General features: G+C 57.2%; 21 protein-coding genes. 10 read left to right on the forward strand and 11 right to left on the reverse strand.

Going from position 1 to position 19818, the window contains the following annotated elements; translation table 11 throughout:
* Positions 1 to 221 (forward strand): hypothetical protein (locus HK28_RS14265; RefSeq protein WP_233140411.1); only part of this gene is annotated, 221 nt, incomplete at its 5' end.
* A gap of 449 nt (positions 222 to 670) precedes the next feature.
* On the opposite strand, the gene HK28_RS07215 is transcribed toward HK28_RS14265, so the two are convergent.
* Positions 671 to 874: a hypothetical protein gene (locus HK28_RS07215; protein WP_086643929.1), complete on the reverse strand. Its 204-nt coding sequence runs from the start codon at positions 872 to 874 to the stop codon at positions 671 to 673.
* A 233-nt stretch (positions 875 to 1107) separates the two neighbouring features.
* Here HK28_RS07215 and HK28_RS07220 point away from each other — a divergent pair, with 233 nt between their 5' ends.
* Positions 1108 to 2385 carry a L,D-transpeptidase family protein gene (locus HK28_RS07220; RefSeq protein WP_086643930.1) on the forward strand — a complete coding sequence of 426 codons (1278 nt, stop codon included), beginning with the start codon at positions 1108 to 1110 and terminating at the stop codon, positions 2383 to 2385.
* A gap of 319 nt (positions 2386 to 2704) precedes the next feature.
* On the opposite strand, the gene HK28_RS07230 is transcribed toward HK28_RS07220, so the two are convergent.
* Positions 2705 to 3610, reverse strand: coding sequence for an NAD(P)/FAD-dependent oxidoreductase (locus tag HK28_RS07230; RefSeq protein WP_086643932.1), 906 nt, complete (start codon positions 3608 to 3610; stop codon positions 2705 to 2707).
* Complete coding sequence (locus tag HK28_RS07235) at positions 3600 to 4064, reverse strand: Rrf2 family transcriptional regulator (RefSeq protein WP_086643933.1); 465 nt, start codon at positions 4062 to 4064, stop codon at positions 3600 to 3602. Before HK28_RS07235 ends, HK28_RS07230 begins: the two co-directional genes overlap by 11 nt.
* A 489-nt stretch (positions 4065 to 4553) precedes the next feature.
* Here HK28_RS07235 and HK28_RS07240 point away from each other — a divergent pair, with 489 nt between their 5' ends.
* The 3 genes from HK28_RS07240 to prpB all read left to right on the forward strand — a co-directional run bounded on the left by HK28_RS07240 (position 4554) and on the right by prpB (position 8220).
* Complete coding sequence (locus HK28_RS07240; protein WP_086643934.1) at positions 4554 to 6068, forward strand: MmgE/PrpD family protein; 1515 nt, start codon at positions 4554 to 4556, stop codon at positions 6066 to 6068.
* A gap of 71 nt (positions 6069 to 6139) precedes the next feature.
* Positions 6140 to 7309, forward strand: a complete 1170-nt coding sequence (gene prpC, locus HK28_RS07245) for a 2-methylcitrate synthase (protein ID WP_086643935.1) — start codon at positions 6140 to 6142, stop codon at positions 7307 to 7309.
* On the forward strand, positions 7306 to 8220 hold the full coding sequence (gene prpB / locus HK28_RS07250; protein ID WP_086643936.1) for a methylisocitrate lyase: 915 nt from the start codon (positions 7306 to 7308) through the stop codon (positions 8218 to 8220). The genes prpC and prpB overlap by 4 nt, the downstream gene beginning before the upstream one ends.
* A 406-nt stretch (positions 8221 to 8626) precedes the next feature.
* Here prpB and HK28_RS07255 read toward each other — a convergent pair whose 3' ends face one another.
* From HK28_RS07255 to msrB, 4 genes are read right to left on the reverse strand one after another with little or no spacing between them, the layout of a single operon-like run.
* On the reverse strand, positions 8627 to 9268 hold the full coding sequence (locus HK28_RS07255; RefSeq protein ID WP_086643937.1) for an NrsF family protein: 642 nt from the start codon (positions 9266 to 9268) through the stop codon (positions 8627 to 8629).
* Positions 9258 to 9788, reverse strand: coding sequence for a sigma-70 family RNA polymerase sigma factor (locus tag HK28_RS07260; RefSeq protein WP_233140412.1), 531 nt, complete (start codon positions 9786 to 9788; stop codon positions 9258 to 9260). The genes HK28_RS07255 and HK28_RS07260 overlap by 11 nt, the downstream gene beginning before the upstream one ends.
* Before the next feature lie 39 nt (positions 9789 to 9827).
* Positions 9828 to 10529: a peptide-methionine (S)-S-oxide reductase MsrA gene (gene msrA / locus HK28_RS07265; protein WP_086643939.1), complete on the reverse strand. Its 702-nt coding sequence runs from the start codon at positions 10527 to 10529 to the stop codon at positions 9828 to 9830.
* Between the two features lie 12 nt (positions 10530 to 10541).
* Positions 10542 to 11006 (reverse strand): peptide-methionine (R)-S-oxide reductase MsrB, encoded by a 465-nt coding sequence (gene msrB / locus HK28_RS07270; protein WP_086643940.1) that lies wholly within the window; start codon positions 11004 to 11006, stop codon positions 10542 to 10544.
* A 157-nt stretch (positions 11007 to 11163) separates the two neighbouring features.
* On the opposite strand from msrB, the gene HK28_RS07275 reads away from it, so the two are divergent.
* The 5 genes from HK28_RS07275 to HK28_RS07295 all read left to right on the forward strand — a co-directional run bounded on the left by HK28_RS07275 (position 11164) and on the right by HK28_RS07295 (position 14679).
* Positions 11164 to 11787, forward strand: coding sequence for a cytochrome b/b6 domain-containing protein (locus HK28_RS07275; protein WP_086643941.1), 624 nt, complete (start codon positions 11164 to 11166; stop codon positions 11785 to 11787).
* Positions 11784 to 12533 carry a molybdopterin-dependent oxidoreductase gene (locus tag HK28_RS07280; RefSeq protein WP_086643942.1) on the forward strand — a complete coding sequence of 250 codons (750 nt, stop codon included), beginning with the start codon at positions 11784 to 11786 and terminating at the stop codon, positions 12531 to 12533. The genes HK28_RS07275 and HK28_RS07280 overlap by 4 nt, the downstream gene beginning before the upstream one ends.
* A gap of 98 nt (positions 12534 to 12631) precedes the next feature.
* Positions 12632 to 12967 (forward strand): hypothetical protein, encoded by a 336-nt coding sequence (locus HK28_RS07285; protein WP_086643943.1) that lies wholly within the window; start codon positions 12632 to 12634, stop codon positions 12965 to 12967.
* 72 nt (positions 12968 to 13039) lie between these two features.
* Positions 13040 to 14119, forward strand: coding sequence for a catalase family peroxidase (locus tag HK28_RS07290; protein ID WP_086643944.1), 1080 nt, complete (start codon positions 13040 to 13042; stop codon positions 14117 to 14119).
* Between the two features lie 2 nt (positions 14120 to 14121).
* Positions 14122 to 14679 (forward strand): cytochrome b, encoded by a 558-nt coding sequence (locus HK28_RS07295; protein WP_086643945.1) that lies wholly within the window; start codon positions 14122 to 14124, stop codon positions 14677 to 14679.
* Between the two features lie 135 nt (positions 14680 to 14814).
* Here HK28_RS07295 and HK28_RS07300 read toward each other — a convergent pair whose 3' ends face one another.
* The 4 genes from HK28_RS07300 to HK28_RS07315 all read right to left on the reverse strand — a co-directional run bounded on the left by HK28_RS07300 (position 14815) and on the right by HK28_RS07315 (position 19282).
* Complete coding sequence (locus tag HK28_RS07300) at positions 14815 to 15927, reverse strand: S-(hydroxymethyl)glutathione dehydrogenase/class III alcohol dehydrogenase (RefSeq protein WP_086643946.1); 1113 nt, start codon at positions 15925 to 15927, stop codon at positions 14815 to 14817.
* A 61-nt stretch (positions 15928 to 15988) separates the two neighbouring features.
* Positions 15989 to 16264, reverse strand: a complete 276-nt coding sequence (gene frmR, locus HK28_RS07305; RefSeq protein WP_086643947.1) for a formaldehyde-responsive transcriptional repressor FrmR — start codon at positions 16262 to 16264, stop codon at positions 15989 to 15991.
* A gap of 819 nt (positions 16265 to 17083) precedes the next feature.
* A complete protein-coding gene (locus HK28_RS07310; protein ID WP_086643948.1) occupies positions 17084 to 18220 on the reverse strand; it encodes a Gfo/Idh/MocA family protein in 1137 nt (378 codons plus the stop codon).
* 6 nt (positions 18221 to 18226) lie between these two features.
* Complete coding sequence (locus tag HK28_RS07315; protein ID WP_086643949.1) at positions 18227 to 19282, reverse strand: sugar phosphate isomerase/epimerase; 1056 nt, start codon at positions 19280 to 19282, stop codon at positions 18227 to 18229.
* Between the last annotated feature and the right edge of the window lie 536 nt (positions 19283 to 19818).

Here is a 19818-nt window from a genome sequence, read left to right on the forward strand (position 1 = left end):
CACAACCTCTCGCTCAATTCAATACATTAATAGGTCCTGAACCTAGCCGGGTGACCAACGAACGTTATGAATCCGGTGTTCGCGCGGTATTTGCGTATGACCGCCGATTTGTTTCACGACCGATAATTCTGCCGACACGGTTAACACGCGGCGATGAATTTATACACGACGTCAACTCGCAAAGCGTCAGACTTCGTAGCGACACGGGTTATTTTACATGAGTTTGGGGCAGCCTTAACGCGCCTCGAATTTCGAGACGAGGAAACATTAATAATACAACCGCGTCCATAGGGACTGCCGGATTGGTCACCAAAACAGCGTTGTATTCCGCAGCAATGATACGGAAAAAATCAAACAAACCAGAACTCAAGACGAGACGACCGCCAACATGAGAGGGGGACGTCAACGGGCAAACAATAGTGGTTGTCTCGCAAAGCGATGATTGCGGCCACCATAGTCGCGGGGATGCACCAGGTAAACTCGATGGCTTACGAGCCACAACCGACAACAATTTAATGCACATTCGAAACAAACGATTGCAACGCGAAAGAGGCCCCAAAATTGGGGCCTCTTCCTGTTCAAACAGTCTTTGCTTTCAGTTCAATCCAACTCCCGCGACGCATGGGCCGCAATCAGCTTTTATTCAGACTGAACGACAGCCAAGCCGTTATCAGCCACGCGCTGCGGGAACAGCCGGGGCAGGAGCCGGAGCAGGAGCCGGCGCAGGCGGCGGAGCAGCCTCGACGGGGGCAGGAGCCGGCGGCGGCGTGTCGTCGGAGCAGGCCGCGAGCAGGGCAAGCGGGAGGGCGACAGCGGCGGCGGCCACCTTGCGCGTCAGTTTATGCCGGGCCGACATTTCAGAACGAGCGAACATCCGTTACTCCTTGGAGTGAATCTATGGGTGACCTGCGGATTTAGGAGCGACTCTTGGTAAAAAGTCAAACTACGATTTGTGTAGAGCGCCAGAAACAGGCGAATGCTCCGCTAAGATCGCCGAGCAGGCCATCTGACCGCTGTATTCCCGACTCTCCTCCCCGCTCACTGCTCCCAATATTTTTGAAGGCGTTCCGATACGCACGACGTAGTCCGAGCCTGATCGTGCTCGCTATGGCGTGGACGCTAGTCGCCTGCAGCACCATGCCTCAGCACGCCGATACGGAACTTGGGAACCGAATTGACGCTCCAGTCGGAGTGACCGTCGCCGGTGAGAAGCTGGATACGGAGCTGCTGCGCAGCTTCTATTCGCGCCATGATTTCGAAGCCGTGTGGCCTTCGCATGAAATGCAAGCGAACAAACTGGTTGAGGCCATCCTTCACGCTGGGGATCAGGGGCTGGATCCGGAATTGTTTCACGCATCTGCGCTGAAACATGCCGCGACGTTAACTCCGACCGATCGCGATCTGCTCTTGTCTGACGCATTCCTGTCCTACGCGGACGCGCTTGCCCGAGGCGTCGTGCACGTAGATCATCGAAAGGATTACGAGGCGCTTGCCCCGGAGCCGGTCGATGTGGCCGCGGAGCTTGACCGGGTGATGGACAGCAGCGACCCCGCAGCTGCAATCAACGCCCTTGCTCCGACAACGCGAGACTACTTGACCCTACGCAAAGCTCTACAAAAATGTCGTGCAAGCGGAGCCCGTGCAGCGTCGACCTGCCAACACAAAATCGCAGTGAATCTTGAGCGCCTTCGCTGGCTGCCACGGTCGTTGCCGCGTAACCGCGCCTGGGTAAACGTAGCTGCAGAGCAGCTTATTTTATACCGCAACGACAGACCGGTCTTCACAACCAGAATCGTTGTAGGCGAGGATATCGAGCGCAACCAAAGCCCCGAATTTCATACGGCGATCGACGCTTTCTGGGTAAATCCCCCTTGGGTCATCCCTGCGGATATCGCAAAACGGGAGATCATGCCGAAGATCAGCCGTGACCCGAATTATCTGAAGCGCAACAAGATGGTCATGCTCTCCAATGGAGAAATCGAACAGCTTCCCGGCCCGGAGGCTGGACTCGGACAACTCATGTTCAACATGCCGAACCGATTTGACGTATATCTGCATGACACGCCGGACCGATATATTTTCAATCGAGACAACCGGCGTCTGAGCCATGGCTGCATTCGCGTGCAGAATCCTCGGGACTTCGCCGCTCTGCTCATGGAACAACCCGTCGAAAAAATCGACGAGGAAATCGCGACAGGAACGACAACCAAGAAGAGCCTGCCGGAGCCAATGCCGGTATTCGTGGTCTATCTTACCGCTTTTGCGGACGCCGCCGGAAAGCTGCAACTTGTGCCTGATTTTTACAATCGAGATAATGCAATCTGGCGAGATCTTCAGCCCCGCCCACGCAAACGAAACCACACAATGCACGGAGCGAAGGTTTGACATTTTTATGATTTTATCAAATTCGAGCGCATATCCGGCGCCGATTAACGGCGCATCGCCTGCGGAAGCCTGTAGAGCTTAACCGACGCAAACGCTTACCAGCGAACGTATCTTACTGCGTGCCTGCGCACGAAAAATCGGATATTCGGCGTGAGGATCGTCCTCGAACCTCGGCCTCGCCGCAGGCGCAGGCGCAGACAGCGATTCATCGATTTTGAAAATACACCGCATTTTGTTCAAAAAAGCATCAGACAGCATTGTAGCCACTTCACTCCATCTCCAATTAGAACAAACGATTCTACGCCTACTTCGAACTCCCCTACGCGAGTGGAGCAAAAACAAGGGATTGATGTAAGAAAATGCCAGCGGTTACACCATCAGCGGCGGCCCAGCTGGCATTATGCGGAACTCGAGCGATATCACCCGCAGCGTAGACGCCAAGCACTGAGGTCTGCTTCTTTTCATCCGTCCGAATGACAGGACCCAGTGGACAGTCATCCATCACGCAACCAAGTTGTTGCGCGATCGGGCTATTCAGCCGCCATCGAGGCATCACATACAGCGCGTCAATGAGGCTTTCTTCACCGCCAAGCAATGACAGCGAATGCAACTCCCCCTGCTCAGCATTGAGCTTGCCTATCTGCTCTGCTTTGACCGAAACCTTCCGCCTTGCCAACTGCTCCAATGCGGAGACATCCAACTCACTGCTTCCGTCAAGGTAGAGGGTAGTCTGTCCCCAATCGGCGATAAGAAGCGCCTGATGGACCGACATCGTCGATGAATAGAGAACGCCCAGGCGCTTTTCCGCAAACTCATACCCGTGGCAATATGGACAGTGGAGCACACTGCGTCCCCAGCATTCCGCCAGTCCATCTATAGTCGGCAACAAATCGGAAATACCAAAAGCAAGCACCAGCTTTGACGCTGACAGCGTCTCTCCGTCGCGCGCCGTCACTTCAAACCCTTCTGGAATTGCCCGCGCGGCCTGCGCTTCCCCGCCAATCATGCGTGTCGTTGGATAACGCCGCACCTGGGCCATCGCAGCGTCGATCATAGTGGAAGGTCTGACGCCATCCTGACCAAAGAAACCGTGTGAAGCAGAGGCGAAACGGTTGCGTGGCCCGCCAGAGTCGATGACGCAAACCCGCCTGCGCGCGCGTGCAATATGGATCGCCGCAGAGAGACCAGCAAAACTTCCGCCTATGACAATCGCATCAAATTGCATGACTCTGCTCCAGATCAATAATTTTTCCGCTCGCTAACATGCGGGCATGAAAATCTTCCCTGAGTTGCGCCAGCGTTACAGCCCCAAATCGGTCAAGCAGCAGAGCCTTCGCCTCTTCCAATGCCCGCCCGAGCGCGGCGTTTACAGACTGCTCCACCAGACACTCCGGCGATTCCGTTCTGTTTCCAATGCTGAACAACTGCGGAGCGCCCAGAGAGTCGTAGACGTCGCGAAGTGTGATTTCCGTCAGTGGCCGAGCAATCTTCCACCCACCGCCATGCCCCTTTTCCGAACGCACGAAACCCGCATCACGTAATCCGGATAGAATTCTTCTGATCACGACGGGGTTGGTGTGCATTGCTCGCGCCATGAGTTCTGATGTCACGGCACTCTCCATCTCCGCCATGTGGAGCAGGACGTGAAGGATCCCAGAGAGCTTGCTATCACGTTTCATGCAACAATATATGTTGCATGAATTTTGCAGAGTCAAATGCGGTGCTCAGCCCGCAAGCCCCTCCCTCGATTTCGTGGATCTTCCAGGGATCACGTTCAACAGCGCCGTGATGCATGGCTGAGGCGGTAAGGGCACCCATGCAAGAGGCCGCCTATTGAGACGAGCCCTTTAGCCGAGGACGCCTCTCTCCCGTCTATGGTCACGACGCAGTTCATAGTGAAGCGTCCCGATCAAGAAACGATCAGGATCAATTCTCGAAAATTCTATCTGCGCGAATAAATTAATAAAATATGTGACTGCAAGATAATATTTTCAAATCACACCGCAACCGTGTGAAATAACGCCTTTCAAATGCCAAGTCGCGCAAATTCACCACTTTCGCAAAATTTGCAAAACAGACGCCGTTCCTCGCCCGAATTCGCTCGGTTGGCCATAGTCGAATTCGTCCGACCCGCCATACTCCGCCATGTTTTCTCAGACGAGGCCAACATGCATAGTTACGACATCAAGGTGCACCCCGAGAAAGATCGACTTCCGCGCGAGCAGCAACTCGCCTGGCGTATCGCCGAAGTCGCAGCCGATCCGGTCGCCGTGGAGTCTGCGGTCACCGAGATGATCATCAACCGCGTGATCGACAACGCATCGGTGGCGATCGCTTCGGTCAATCGTCACTCCGTGATGAGCGCTCGGGCCGAGGCTCTGGCGCACCAACGCCCGGGTGGGGCGACGGTGTTCGGTTGCGGGCCGGATGTGCGCGTGCACGCCGAATGGGCGGCGTGGGCCAACGGCACCGCCGTGCGTGAACTGGATTTTCACGACACCTTCCTTGCCGCCGAATACTCTCATCCGGGCGACAACATTCCCGGTATTCTGGCGGTCGCCCAACAGTGTCAGCGTTCGGGCAAGGATCTGATTCGCGGCATAGCCACCGGCTATGAAATTCAGATCGATCTCGTGCGCGGGATCTGCCTTCACAAGCACAAGATCGACCACGTGGCGCATGTCGGTCCGTCGGTCGCCGCCGGCATTGGGGCGTTATTGGGCCTCCCGAACGAGACGATCTACCAGGCGGTGCAGCATGGTCTGCACGTGACGACGGCGACCCGCCAGAGCCGCAAAGGAGAGATATCGTCATGGAAGGCCTATGCCCCGTCTCACGCGGGCAAAATGGCCGTCGAGGCTGTCGACCGCGCCATGCTGGGCGAGACGTCCCCCAGCCCTATCTACGAAGGCGAAGACGGCGTCATCGCCTGGATGCTGGACGGCGCGGATGCGCATTACGTCGTTCGCCTGCCCGAGAAAGGCGAAGCAAAACGTGCGATACTCGATAGCTACACGAAAGAGCATTCGGCCGAATATCAAAGCCAGGCCCTCATCGATCTGGCGTTCAGGCTTGGCAAGCAGGTCGGGAACTGGGACGACGTGAAAGACGTCCTGATCGAGACGAGCCATCACACGCACTACGTCATCGGCACCGGCTCCAACGATCCACAGAAATTCGACCCTACCGCTTCGCGCGAAACGCTTGATCACTCGATCATGTATATCGTCGCGGTCGCTCTGCAGGACGGCGTCTGGCACCATGTAAAATCCTACGCCCCCGAACGCGCGGCCCGCGCAGACACTGTGCGTCTGTGGAAGAAAATCCATACGGTCGAACGTCCCGAGTGGACCGAGCGCTACCACTCGACGGATCCGAACGTGAAGGCCTTTGGCGGTCGCATCACCATCACCTTTGACGATGGCTCCGTCCTGTCTGACGAGCTCGCCGTCGCCAATGCGCATCCTCTGGGCGCCACACCATGGATGCGTCCCGATTATATAAAGAAATTCCGCACTCTGACGGACGGAGTTCTCGATCCGAAGGAAATCGAGCGCTTTCTCGACGTAGCCCAGCGTCTGCCGGAATTGAGTGCGAAGGAGCTTTACGAGCTTGAAATTTCTTTGCCGGACGGGAAGCTCAAGAAAAACCCGAGAACCGGCATCTTCGGATTTGGGCAGTAATTACGTCGCGGGCCACGACCGAAAACGGGCGCTCGCAAGGGATCGAAAAAGAAAAAGGGGGACAAGCCGTCATGACGCAAACCTCTGAAGCAAAGCGTCCGAAAAAATCCGTGGCCCTGTCAGGCGTCACCGCCGGGACCACGGCGTTGTGCACCGTCGGACACAGCGGGAACGACCTGCACTACCGCGGGTATGATATAAAGGACCTCGCGGAGAACTGCGAGTATGAGGAGGTCGCGCATCTTCTCATACACGGTCATCTGCCAGACCCGGCTGAACTCTCCGCCTACAAGGCGCAACTCCGCTCTCTGCGAGGATTGCCGGATAATGTGAAGCGCACGCTGGAACAGATTCCGGCGGCCGCGCATCCCATGGATGTGATGCGGTCCGGCCTTTCCGCATTCGGGTGCGTTCTGCCCGAACGTCGGGATCAGAACCCTGTCGGCGCCCAAGAGATCGCCGATCGCTGCATCGCCTCGCTCGGTTCGATTCTTCTCTACTGGCATCACTTCGCGACCAACGGGCGGCGGATCGAGGTTGAGACCGACGATGACAGTGTGGGCGGCCATTTTCTTCACCTGCTCCATGGCGAAAAACCGCCAGAGGAATGGGTGAAGGCGATGCACGTCTCTCTCATTCTTTATGCCGAACATGAGTTCAACGCCTCGACCTTTACATGTCGGGTGATCGCCGGAACGGGTTCCGATATCTATTCCGCACTGTGCGGCGGCGTCGGCGCGCTGCGGGGTCCCAAGCATGGAGGAGCGAATGAGGTCGCGCTGGAGATACAGCAGCGTTACCAGACGCCGGACGAGGCTGAGGCGGACATTCGCAAGCGCGTCGAAAACCGTGAGGTTGTCATCGGTTTTGGACACCCGGTCTACACGATCGCCGATCCGCGCAACGAGATCATAAAGCGCACGGCATACGCCCTGTCGCGCACGCATGGCTCGATGCGTCTTTACAACGTCGCCGAACGGCTTGAGTCCGTCATGGCCGAAACCAAGAAGATGTTTCCGAACCTCGACTGGTTCAGCGCTGTTTCCTACAACATGATGCGTATTCCGACGGCGATGTTTACGCCTATTTTTGTGATCGCCCGTTCCGCCGGGTGGAGCGCGCATGTAATCGAGCAGCGTCAGGACGGCAAGATCATTCGCCCGTCCGCAGAGTATGTCGGACCAGACGACCGACCGTTCGTTCATATCCACCGGCGCGGCAATCGGGAGCAAGCAGCATGACATATCTGATCGGAAGCGAACGCGCGACCATCTCGGCGGGGAGGAAATTTCGCGAACTCCTGAACGCTCCGGGCATCCTCCGGCTACCGGGCGCTCACAACGGACAAGCCGCTCTTCAGGCGAGAGACGCGGGGTTCGACGCTCTGTATCTTTCGGGCGCGGCGATGACCGCCAGCATGGGCCTGCCGGATCTGGGAATCATCACGGTCGATCAGGTCACATTCTTTATCAAACAAATCGTGCACGCCTCCAATCTGCCGCTTCTGGTCGATGGCGACACCGGCTACGGCGAGACGCTGAACGTCATGAACATGGTTCGCGCATTCGAAGACGCCGGAGCCGGAGCCGTGCATCTGGAAGACCAGTTGCTGCCGAAAAAATGTGGGCATTTAAACGATAAAAAGCTCGCCACCCCGCACGATATGGCGATGAAAGTCAGCGCTGCACGCAAGGCCGCGCAGGATATTGTCGTGATAGCGCGTACGGACGCTGCGGCGAGCGAGGGAATGGATGGCGCTGTCGACCGGGCCAAGCTCTACATCGAAGCTGGCGCGGACGCGATTTTCCCGGAGGCCCTGACAAACGCGGAAATGTTCCGGGAATTCGCCAGACGCATGCCGGGCGTGAAACTTCTGGCCAACATGACAGAGTTCGGACGAACGCCGTTCTACACGGCAAGCGAATTCGAAGACATGGGCTACAGCATGGTGATCTGGCCGGTCAGCTCGCTACGCGTGGCGAACAAGGCGCAGGCCGATCTTTATGAAACAATCATGCGGGATGGAGGCACGGAAGCGATGCTCAGCCGCATGCAGACCCGCGAAGAACTATACAAGACGCTTCGTTATCATGATTACGAGGCGCTCGATAAAAGCATCGTCGAGACCGTCCTGCCGTCCGTAGACGCCTAGGGACTGGATATCTCGCGTACGCAGGTAAAAAACGCTGATACGACGACCGGGAGACATTGCATCGCGCGGCGGCGCCTGCGGGGCGGCCAGCGAAAAGTTGGCTATAAGACCAGTGTGTTGGAAATCTCCTTCAAAAGCGCAACATTACAAAATTCTGGCTTTGCTGCACCGGGCGAACGACCTCCGAAACGGAGCCAGTTCGTCCGGAACGGCAGTCACAGGCTCAACAACCTTACAATCCGCCAGACTACACAAATTGACTCGAAATTTCGCCCTGCCGAAGACGCCCCCCTACCTCGCATCAAGAAGCCCGCAGATGCGTCAACGATATGGGCGTTTCTATTCCCATGAAATACATCTTGCCTGGAGCGGTCAGGATAGCACTACCGGCAATCCGTTCTCGCTGCTACCAGCGCGTGAGCCACGGCAGCGCCAACCGGGTGACAAGCGAGACGACGCCACACCCAAGAGAATACCAGACCGCCACGTAGAGCGGATCGTCGAATGGGCATGCCATGACGAAGGCCAGCGCTCCCCAGGCGGCTGCAGCTGAACCAGCCGCCCATGCCGTACCACGCGGATCGACCGAGGCGCCTCGCCGGACGATTACGCCGAGCGCCAGCGCCACCGGCAGAGACAACTCGATGATCTTCCGCGCACAACGCAACCCATGTACCGGGTCCAGACGCCGCCACAGGACAATCGGGCCGACCTGAGCCGCATCGATCACCCATCCTGCGGCCAGAGCCGCGAGCACGACGTAGCCGAGCGCACGCAAACCTGGGCGTGGCGAGCGTGTCGGGTTGAGCGAGCGCAGCGTCGTCGTCGCGCCGATCACCATAATCACGGTCAGGCTTGCCGTCTTCCACCAGAAACTTGGCATACCCATTGCACGCGGCATATCCGGGCGCATCCAGCCCAGCGACAGCAGGACGACGATTTCGACAACGCAGAGCAATGCGAGAATCAGGGCTGCGCGGCGTGGGCTCTGCCGTCTGACGGGTTGCAATTCGGCCGTCAGGCGGCCGATCAGGGGGTCAGTCGACATCGGCGCCTCGCATCACTACATCGCTCAGCCGTCCCAGGCCTCGGTGAATGTTGACCTTCACCAACGCAGCGGATTGTCCGGTCCGCCTTGCGGCTTCCTCAATACTGAAGCCCTGAAGCTTCACCAGACGAATGACTTCGGCCTGAGCCGGTTTGAGCCGCGTGAGCAAGCGTTCCAGAGCATGCGCCGCCGTGACGGCGTTCTCATGGTCCATGACTGGTAGGTCGTCATTGAGAGACGTCATGTCCACCCGTCGCATCGCACGCAAACGGTCGATCCATTTATAGCGCGCGATCGCCGCGATCCATGGAGCAAAACCTTGCGCTGGGTCGAACGTGTGCCGCTTTTCATGAACCGCCAGCAGCGTATCCTGCACTGCGTCATCGACCATAGAGGGCGGCAGGCGCCTCTGGAAATAACGGCGTAGCCATGCCGACGCCTCGCGCAACACGTGGCGATAGGCGTCGGCGTCGCCATTCTGGGCGGCAGCCATCCACCGGCTCCAGTCAGCTTCGGTCACACAGCCTCCTGAATCTGGCGCGCAGCTCTTCCTGCCACGCTATCCGGCTCCGGCCAAGGTCAGGACTGGATCGTCCCGGTATACGGAACCGAACAGAGACTTGAGAGCAGCCACGCGCGGGGCGTCGTAGGCGGCGATGTAAGGGTTGTACGGATAGCGCGCGGCGAAATTCTGATGCTCGACCTCCGCCGGGTAAAACCCTTTGTCGGGCGCTACAGCGGTAGCAATTGGACCGGAAAAGGCGTGCGCGGCTTCAAGCTGGGCTATGTAGGCGCGTGCGATCACTGCCTGTTCCCGCGTTCGAGCGAAGAGAACCGAGCGGTACTGGCTGCCCTCATCGGGAAACTGGCCGTCCGCCTGCGTCGGATCCAGCGCCACTGAAAAAAAGACGCGCAGGAGGGCGCTGTAGCTCACCTGCGCAGGGTCGTATTCAACTTCGACGAATTCCGCGTGGCCTGTGCCACCGCCGCTGACAACATCGTACTCGGCCGTGCTGCGCGACCCACCGTCATACCCCACGCGCGTCGCAGTAACGCCACGCACGTGCTGGAACACGCTCTGCACGCCCCAGAAGCACCCCCCGGCGAACACCGCCGTTTCATGCCGCCCATCCGTTACGGACGTTTCTTTAAGAACAGGCGCCGGAAGCAAGATCGCCGAGCGCTCAGCCGCAGCCTGACACGCTGCGCCGAACAGTGTCGTGACCAGAATGGGAAAGACCCAGAATGTGGAGGTTTTCATGGAGACGATCCCTCAGGCCGGGGTGAAGGAGAGGGCCACGCCGTTCGTGCAATAACGCAGACCCGTCGGAGCCGGCCCGTCATCGAAAACATGACCAAGATGACCGCCGCACGTGGCGCACAGAACCTCCGTGCGTTCCATTCCCAGAGAGTCATCGGCGTGTTCCTGCACTGCTCGCGGCAATGCGCGAGTAAAGCTGGGCCAACCAGTGCCGCTATCGAACTTTGCTGCGGCGTCGAAGACCGCCGTAGCGCAACCGATGCAGGAAAAACGCCCCGGCCTGTGCTCGTCCAGGAGCGGGCTGGACCAGGGGGCTTCGGTGCCCGCTTCGCGCAACGCGTTGTATTGGGCGGATGTGAGAGCCCGGCGCCATTCGGCGTCGGTTCGCGTAACCGGAAAATGTGTCTGAGCGCGGCTGGCCTCGCCTGCGACCGACAATATCGCAGCAGCAAGGAGGAACTGGCGTCGAGCGAACATGGCGGGTCTCCGTCCATTCGGTAAGTGACGCTGCGTTCTTCGACAGATCGCGTCGACCGGTTACACCTTCGGCAACCACTTATTTTTTCGCGCGACGTAACCTTTCGGTCGCGCCCGACGAACGTGCGATCATGGCATCTGTGAAAGTTTTCCCGGTATGGCGCATCGCCCTCGTTCGCCGTCGCTCGTTACCCGCATCACGCATTGGGTCGGCGCCCTGTCCATGCTCGTAATGATCGGCAGCGGCTGGCAGATCTACAATGCTTCTCCGCTTCTGCCCTTCATCTTTCCTGCATGGGCGACATTGGGCGGATGGCTCGGCGGCGGAATTGCGTGGCATTTCGCCGCGATGTGGTCGCTGATGGGTAGCGGAGCTGTCTACCTGATCCACGGCATGGCGTCGGGGCGTCTGCGCCGTGACCTGCGGCCTCGCGCCGCGCATTTGCTGCTGCGCGATCTCGGGCTGGCCGCCCGCTTACGCCTGACACATGCACCCGCAACATACAACGCCATACAGCGCCTGCTGTACAGCTGCGTTTTGGGCGTCGTCATACTGGCGGTCGCAACGGGACTGTCTATCTGGAAACCCGTGCAACTTGGTTTTCTGGCGTGGGCTTTTGGCGGCTACGACATCGCCCGATGTCTGCATTTCGCATTGATGTGCCTGATCGTCGGTTTCCTGATCGTGCATGTCTGCCTCGCTTTGATCGTGCCTTCGACACTGTTTGGCATGGTGTTTGGGCGGCGCGTTATTGTGATCGACGAGGACGAATCCTCATGAAACGTCCAACGATCGATCATAGCCTCATCGCCTCGGAGTTACGGCGCGTAGAGAGACGATTCATGCTGAAAAGCGCGTTGTCGCTGGGCGGGCTGGCGATGCTGTCAGGCTGCGCGATCGACGACGAACCATCCGTCGAAAAGGCGCTGGCCACGATCATGGGGTTTACCGATCGTGTTCAGGCCATGATATTCAGCCGCAACCGGCTGGCCCGCGAATTCTCTACCGCGCAAATAACGCGTCCGTTTCCATTCAACGCCTATTATGATCAGGACGACATTCGCGTCGTCGATGAAACACGCTGGCGATTGGAGGTTTCCGGTCTGGTTTCTGACAAGCGCCCCTGGTCTTTGGCGCAGTTCCGGGCTCTTGAACAGCAGCGACAAATCACACGCCACATTTGCGTCGAGGGGTGGAGCGCTATCGGTTCATGGTCAGGCGTGCGGCTCTCAGCATTTCTTCAACATATTGGAGCGGACACACGGGCCAAATACGTCAAATTCGGGTGCTTCGACGATTATTCGACCAGCATCGATATGGAGACCGCCCTGCATCCTCAGACGATCATGGTTCTGGATTTCGACGACGCGTCTCTTCCGCCTGCCTATGGCGCGCCTATGAAGATCAGGATTCCAACCAAGTTGGGCTACAAAAATCCGAAATATCTCGCGTCGGTAGAAGTCACAAATATTTTCCCTGGTGGATACTGGGAGAATCAAGGTTACGACTGGTTTGGAGGATCATAAAAATATTCCTGTAACCCGATGCCTCCGCCATTCGAAGAGTATCATACGGGAGAGGGCGAACGCTTTCTCTCACGCAAAACCTGCCACGGAGAAAAAACATGTCTTTCCGTTCACTCGTTCTGGCAACGGCCGCTTCTTCGATTTTCGCGTTGGGCGGCGTCGCTCACGCACAAACCCCGGCTGCTGCTGCCCCCATGTCTCCCGGAACCGTGATTCCTGACGGCGCGACGACTGGCAACATGGCGCGATCCAAAATAATGCCTGCCGGAGTTGGACACATGAGTATGGCGGGCGACGCTTCGCACGAGCATATGTCACCGAATAACAGCATGGCGAAAATGCATGCAGGAATGATGATGAAGAAAGATGCGGCGCCTCCTGCTCCAAGCATATTGAATACGCACGACGAGAAATCAAACAGTTCGGAAAAATAATTTTCTTAAAAAAATTCTCTTCGAAATCTTGCCTTGTGTTTTTTCAGAATCGCCTGCAGGAGCAGATCGTCCATGTCACTGATACGGCAGAAAGCAACAGAAAAAGGAAATCTTGGGCGCGTCGGTATTGTCATCGGCGTTCCTGTTGCTCTTGCGTTCGCCTTTATCGCCGCCGCCGGCTGGTTCACCCCCGATCGCCTGACGCCGGCCACGGTTGTGCGCACGTTTGACAGTGTTGACGGTCCACACCCCGGTTTTCGTCGCAATCACGCAAAAGGCGTTTGCGTGAGCGGATGGTTCGAGGGAAGCGGCCAGGCCTCTCCTTACTCCAGCGCCGCGTTGTTCAGGGTGGAGCGCTCTCCAGTCATCGGACGCTTCGCGCTGGCGGGCGGACAGCCCTATCAAGACGACGCGCCAGACAAAGTGCGCAGTCTCGCCCTTCGGATCATGCCCGCCAACGGCGGCGAGTGGCGTATGGGCGTGAACGATATTCCGGTATTCCTCTTTCGCAATGCGCGTGATTTCAACTCGTTCCTGATCGCCTCCCTTCCGGAAGCGACAACGCGCAAGCCGGACCCCGCTCGTATCGGCGCGTTTCTGGCCGCGCACCCCGAAACGGCTCGCGCGCTCAGCCAGATAAAACAGCGCTCCCTATCGTCGGGCTTCGCCAACGACGCCTATAACAGCCTTGACACCTTCCTATTCGTCAACGCGGGCGGGCAAGCGACGCCTGTGCGCTGGACAATGGAGCCGGAGCAGCCTGCTCCAGCGCAGAATAGCGTCAAGACCGGTCGCGATTACCTGTTCGACGACCTTACGGCGACATTGGCCGAGCATCCATTGCGGTGGAAGTTGATGATCGTTCTTGGACAACCTGGAGATCCTACGGCTGATCCCACTGTCGCATGGCCTGTCGGGCGAACACGCATCGACGCAGGGACGCTTGTTCTCGACAAGGCGGAAGGCGAGGATGGCGGACCATGTACAGGCATCACGTTCGATCCCCTGATCTTGCCTGAGGGTATAACTCCTTCCGACGATCCGATCCCCGCCGCACGTTCGGCTGTCTACGCCCGTTCTTTCACAGCACGGTCAGGCGAGACGAAGGCGCCCAGCGCGATCAATCTAAATTCCACCCGGAGCGGAAAATAGTCATGTCTGAAAGAAAATATTTCTCCCCGCTCGCACGGGGACTACACTGGGCCATGGCGCTGATGATTCTCGCTATGTTGTTCATCGGCGTCGCCATGGTCGCCAGCACGGGCCCGGCGTATCATCGCCTTGTCGGACTCCACCGTCCTCTGGGAATAGCGATTCTGGCTCTGGCTTTTTTACGGCTGGTCAACCGCGTCGCATCCGGCGCGCCGCCACTGCCGACGACGCTGCCCCAAGGGATACGCATCCTCGCAGGAAGCTCGCAGGTCGCGCTTTATCTGCTGATGATCGCCCTGCCGCTGGTCGGATGGGCCATGCTGTCCGCAGGAGATTATCCAGTTTCGATGACAAGCGGCGTCACCTTGCCTCCGATCGTGTCGCCCGACCCTGCTCTGTACGCTTCCTTGAGGGGGCTTCATACGTGGTTGGCGCTAGGACTGTTCGGCGTAATCCTCGCACATATCACTGGGGCGCTTGTTCATGGTCTCCTGCTCAGGGACGGCGTATTTCAAGCTATGTTATGGAGGCGTCCGCAGGCCTCAACACGGATTGAGTAAAGCATAGAGAACATACTTTACCATATTATGATTTTTATTTTTAAAAACTGAACTTTTATAAAATATCTATACTTGTCGAGTTTATCGCTGAGAGCCAAAGCTCTCAGCGAATTCAGACTCTATGCCCCTGATGCGTTATTCGTAATGAACGACGGATCTGATGGACTTCCCTTCATGCATAAGACGGAAGGCGTCGTTGATGTCGTTCAGAGGCATCGTGTGGGTGACGAAGGGTTCCAACTGGATATCACCCCGCATCGCGTCCTCGACCATTCCCGGCAGTTGACTACGGCCCTTGACGCCTCCGAACGCAGATCCTTTCCACACTCGTCCTGTGACGAGTTGGAACGGACGCGTCGCTATTTCCTGCCCGGCCCCAGCCACGCCGATGACGATGGACTGACCCCACCCACGGTGCGCGCTTTCAAGCGCCGCGCGCATGACGTTGACGTTCCCGATGCATTCAAACGTGTGATCGACGCCCCAGGTCGTCATCTCTACGAGAACCTGCTGGATAGGTTTTTCATAATCCTTGGGGTTCAGAAAATCAGTGGCGCCGAAAGCGGCCGCTAGTTCGAATTTGTCAGGATTGGTGTCAATCGCAAAAATGCGGCCCGCTTTCGCCTGCCGAGCGCCCTGAATAACGGCGAGACCGATCCCACCTAGCCCGAATACGGCCACTGTGTCGCCCGGTTGAACCTTCGCCGTGTTGTGCACCGCACCGATCCCTGTCGTCACGCCGCAGCCTAGAAGGCAAACATGCCCCGGATTGGCCTGCGGGTTGATTTTTGCGAGAGAAACCTCAGCGACGACCGTGTACTCGCTGAAGGTCGAGCATCCCATGTAATGATAGACCGGTTGCCCCTTGTAGGAGAAACGGCTTGTCCCGTCGGGCATAACTCCCTTTCCCTGTGTCGCTCTGACCGAAACGCACAGATTCGTCTTGCCTGATTTACAAAACAGGCACTCGCCGCATTCCGCCGTATACAGTGGGATGACGTGATCGCCCGGCGCCACGCTGGAAACCCCCTCACCCACTTCCACTACGACGCCGGCGCCCTCGTGGCCCAGAACTGCAGGGAAAAGTCCCTCAGGATCGTCGCCAGACAGGGTGAAAGCGTCCGTGTGACAGACGCCAGTATGAGTGATCTTCACCAGCACCTCGCCCGCACGCGGCGGATCCACGTCAATTTCGACGATCTCAAGGGGCTTGCCTGCCTCGAACGCAACGGCTGCTCGTGATTTCACTTCGACATTCCTTTCGATAACCCGACGACTAAGCGCATCCAGACAGAAGCGTTTCCAACGCTTATCGTAAATACGATCTGACCAGCGCAATCACGTCATCAATTGATCGCTCGGCCACACCATGACTTGCGTCCGTACGAGAAAACTCTTCACGCAGATGACTTTCCAAAACACTGGACATCAGACCATTGACCGCCCCTCTGACGGCCGCCAACTGCTGCAGAACTGGTCCGCATTCCCTTCCCTGCTCCAACGCGCTCTCCAGAGCGTCAAGCTGGCCTCGGATTCGCCTTACTCTTGCAAGAGCGCGTTTTTTCTCCGCGGGGCTGTGTGGCATAGAGCGCCTTCCGGTACTGGGTAGGAGTATATAAAGAGAGACCAACGTGGACGGCAAGCGTCATTTTGACTACTTCACGATGTCATTACACGGGGAGTCTATCTCTGGTGTTGGGCACGGCTGCAAATAGCCATTACGTCGTGCCGCACAGTGGACGGCACGGGGCTATCCGGCGCATGATTTCGGCGATCGTCCACTCTCGAGTTAAAATTCGCAACCTAAGCAAGACGTCTGCCACGAGAATATTACGAAAAAACCAGCCCGACTCTACGTTATTCAATAACTATGCGATAAAATTCACTGAATACATAAGACGTAATCAATATGCATTATTGATTATTTTTATAGGGACGAAAATTTTAATTTTACAACATTACTATAGATAAATTTTCTATTGCTACTAAAAAAAGACCGGCAGAAATCTGTCCGTATGAGATCAGGTCAACGCTGCAAGCCTTGCCCGCGACGCAAGATTTAGACCCGACCTCATACGCCAGTCGGTACCAAAGCACATTTACTTTTCGCGTTTTGGCAGCTTAGTAATCAGCTACCCCCGACACCATGTAAGGACACTTCTCCGGTAAGCATCGCTTACCGGAGACCGCGCCCCACCGCATCGCCACCCTGCAGGCCATCCAAATGAAAACTGCAACGATCCAGAGAGCAATAGGACGAGAGGGCACAAACGGTTCTATCGCTCTGAACGCATTCGACGTGCTTCAGAGCCACGTCTGGCCGAGAACACAATCCGACACACCTTCCTCCGACGCCTGAGAAAAACGTCTCCGTCCGAGCGTCATCTCGCACCCGTTCGTCGGGTTACATCTCGACCCAGATATTACCCTTTTCAGCCGACGTCAAACTCGCATCGATGAACCGCATGCCCCTGACGCCCGCATCAATCCCCGAAATCTCTCCGACTTCCGTTTCCGAAGACGCTGGCAAACCCTCTGAACGTATCAAACTGGCGGCGTCGCGATATAATTGTGCGAACGCCTCGTAGAATCCCTCAGGATGCCCAGTCGGCAAACTGCCCTCTCCGGGCTGCTCGCCCCTTCTCATCAACCGCTCACACCCACCGGCGTCGGCCAACAAGAACTGGTTCGGTGTTTCCTGCGCCCAGGACAACGCCCCCTTCTCGCCGCAAACACGCAGGGTCAATGCATTACGGGCCCCCAACGTGACCTGACTGCACCACAAAGAACCGGTGGCCCCATTGGCAAACTTCAGCAACATACGCGCATCATCATTGACTACGCGATTTCCCACCGGCGGCGCCGTCATGGCCAACAGAGATTCACAGTGTTGACCCGACACATATTCCGCCAGGTGAAACGCGTGGGTGCCAATATCGCCGACGGCGCCGCCACGGCCGCCTTTGGACGGGTCAGTCCGCCATTCCGCCTGCTTGTTACCTGCGTCCTCGATCGACGTCGCCAGCCAATCTTGCAAATATTCGACGGTAACCGAACGTATGCGTCCCAGCACTCCCTCGGCGATCATTCGTCGCGCCTTACGGATCATCGGATACGCTGAATAGGTATGGGTCAGAACAAAAATCACGTTCCGCCGCTCAAGCGTCGCTTGCAGTGCATCGATCCCGTCCCACGTGGCCGCCAGCGGCTTGTCACAAATGACGTGGACACCCTGTTCAGCGAACGCCTGCGCAACAGGAACGTGCAGAAAATTCGGCGTAACAACTGATACGGCGTCGAGCCCGATCTTCGCCACGTCCCGCGCCATATCCCTGTAGTCGACGTAACACCATTCAGGAGCAATCCCTATCGACGCAGCGCTTTGCCGTGCTCGTTCTGGATTGGATGAAAAACACCCGGCAACGAGGTCGAAATCTCCGGAAAGGCGGGCGGCGGCACGATGCACCGCGCCAATAAAGGCTCCCTGACCGCCACCAACCATGCCCAGACGTAATGGTCGCTGATAACCCTGTAATTCCATGACCTGTCACCCCACGCCGAGAATTCGTGCCGTATCCTGCGCCGACAACTGAACGCCTGCGAAATCGTCAAACGATTTCTGCGTCGCGTCGATAATATGACCGGCTATTAACCCTGCTCCTTCTCGCGCTCCTGCCTCAGGGCTTTTGATACAGCATTCCCACTCCAGCACAGCCCATCCATCGAAACCATACTGCGTCAGTTTCGAAAAGATCGCTTTGAAATCCACTTGTCCATCACCGATCGACCGGAAGCGCCCTGCACGATTGACCCATCCTTCGTAACCGCCATAGACGCCCTGATCGGCAGTTGGGCGAAATTCTGCGTCTTTCACGTGGAACATCTTTATTCTGTCGCGCCACTTATCGATAAACGCCAGATAGTCGAGCTGTTGAAGGACAAAATGGCTTGGGTCGAACAGGATGTTACAGCGACGATGGCCATTCACTTCTTTCAGGAACCTTTCGAAAGATGCGCCATCATGCAGATCCTCTCCGGGATGCAATTCGAAGCACAGATCGACACCTGCCTCGTCAAACTGGTCCAGAACAGGCCTCCACCGCTTACCAAGCTCACTGAACGCCGTCTCGATCAGACCGGCCGGGCGTTGCGGCCAAGGATACAGATACGGCCATGCCAATGCGCCGGAAAACGTTGCGTGCGCCGTGAGCCCCAGACGACGGGACGCCTGAGCGGCGAGTTTCAACTGGCCTGCCGCCCATTGTTGCGTCGCGACCCGATCCCCCCGCACCGCCTCAGGGGCGAACGGCGCAAACAGCTCGTCATAAGCGGGATGAACTGCAAGCAACTGTCCCTGGATATGCGTGGAAAGCTCCGTAATCTCGACCCCGACTGCATCCAGAACGCCGCGAACCTGATTGCAATATTCGTCGCTATCCGCCGCCGCCTGCAAATCGAAAATCGACGGCGTATTCGTCGGAATCTGAATACCTTTGTATCCCTGCTTCGCCGCCCATTCAGCCAGGCCTTCGAGGCTATTGAACGGTGTAGATTCCCCGATGAACTGGGCAAGAAAAATGGCAGGACCTTTAATTGTCCGCATGATCAGCCCCCTTCCCGCAACAACTTTGTCTCCAATCGACGCTTACTCTCGCTGTCGAGAACGAGCTTCTCACCGCCCGGTCAACCTCAGAAATCAGCCGGACCGACTCGTCAGTTCGTAGAGCGAAAGGAGATTCTTTTATCAAGAACATATCTTTTCCAGATGCCGTCAACAATTCTGGCGCCACAGCGACGCCACATGGGGCGACGGGCGCCCACATACTTCAAGAGGAGACATATTTATATCCATCACATGAACGACGCCGATACGATTCGCGCAAAGCTGCGGAGCATTTGGATTATCCGCACATTCCATATCAGACAACCTAAACTGGCCCCTAAACCCACTGCGTCTTGGAAGATAGTATCCAGAACGTAACGTGTTTCGCGTTCCATTTTGACCCATGCTTTCGCACGCGGATAAAGCCTCGAACTGACACAGGTTCCACCTCCTGTGTGAGCGACTGGATCCACCGGAAGAAGAAGGCGCAAGCGGTTGTCCGATTCTGCCAACCGTCCTGCGCCACGAATCACACG

It is taken from the genome of Acetobacter sp. DsW_063 (assembly GCF_002153745.1).
Taxonomy (GTDB): Bacteria; Pseudomonadota; Alphaproteobacteria; order Acetobacterales; family Acetobacteraceae; genus Acetobacter.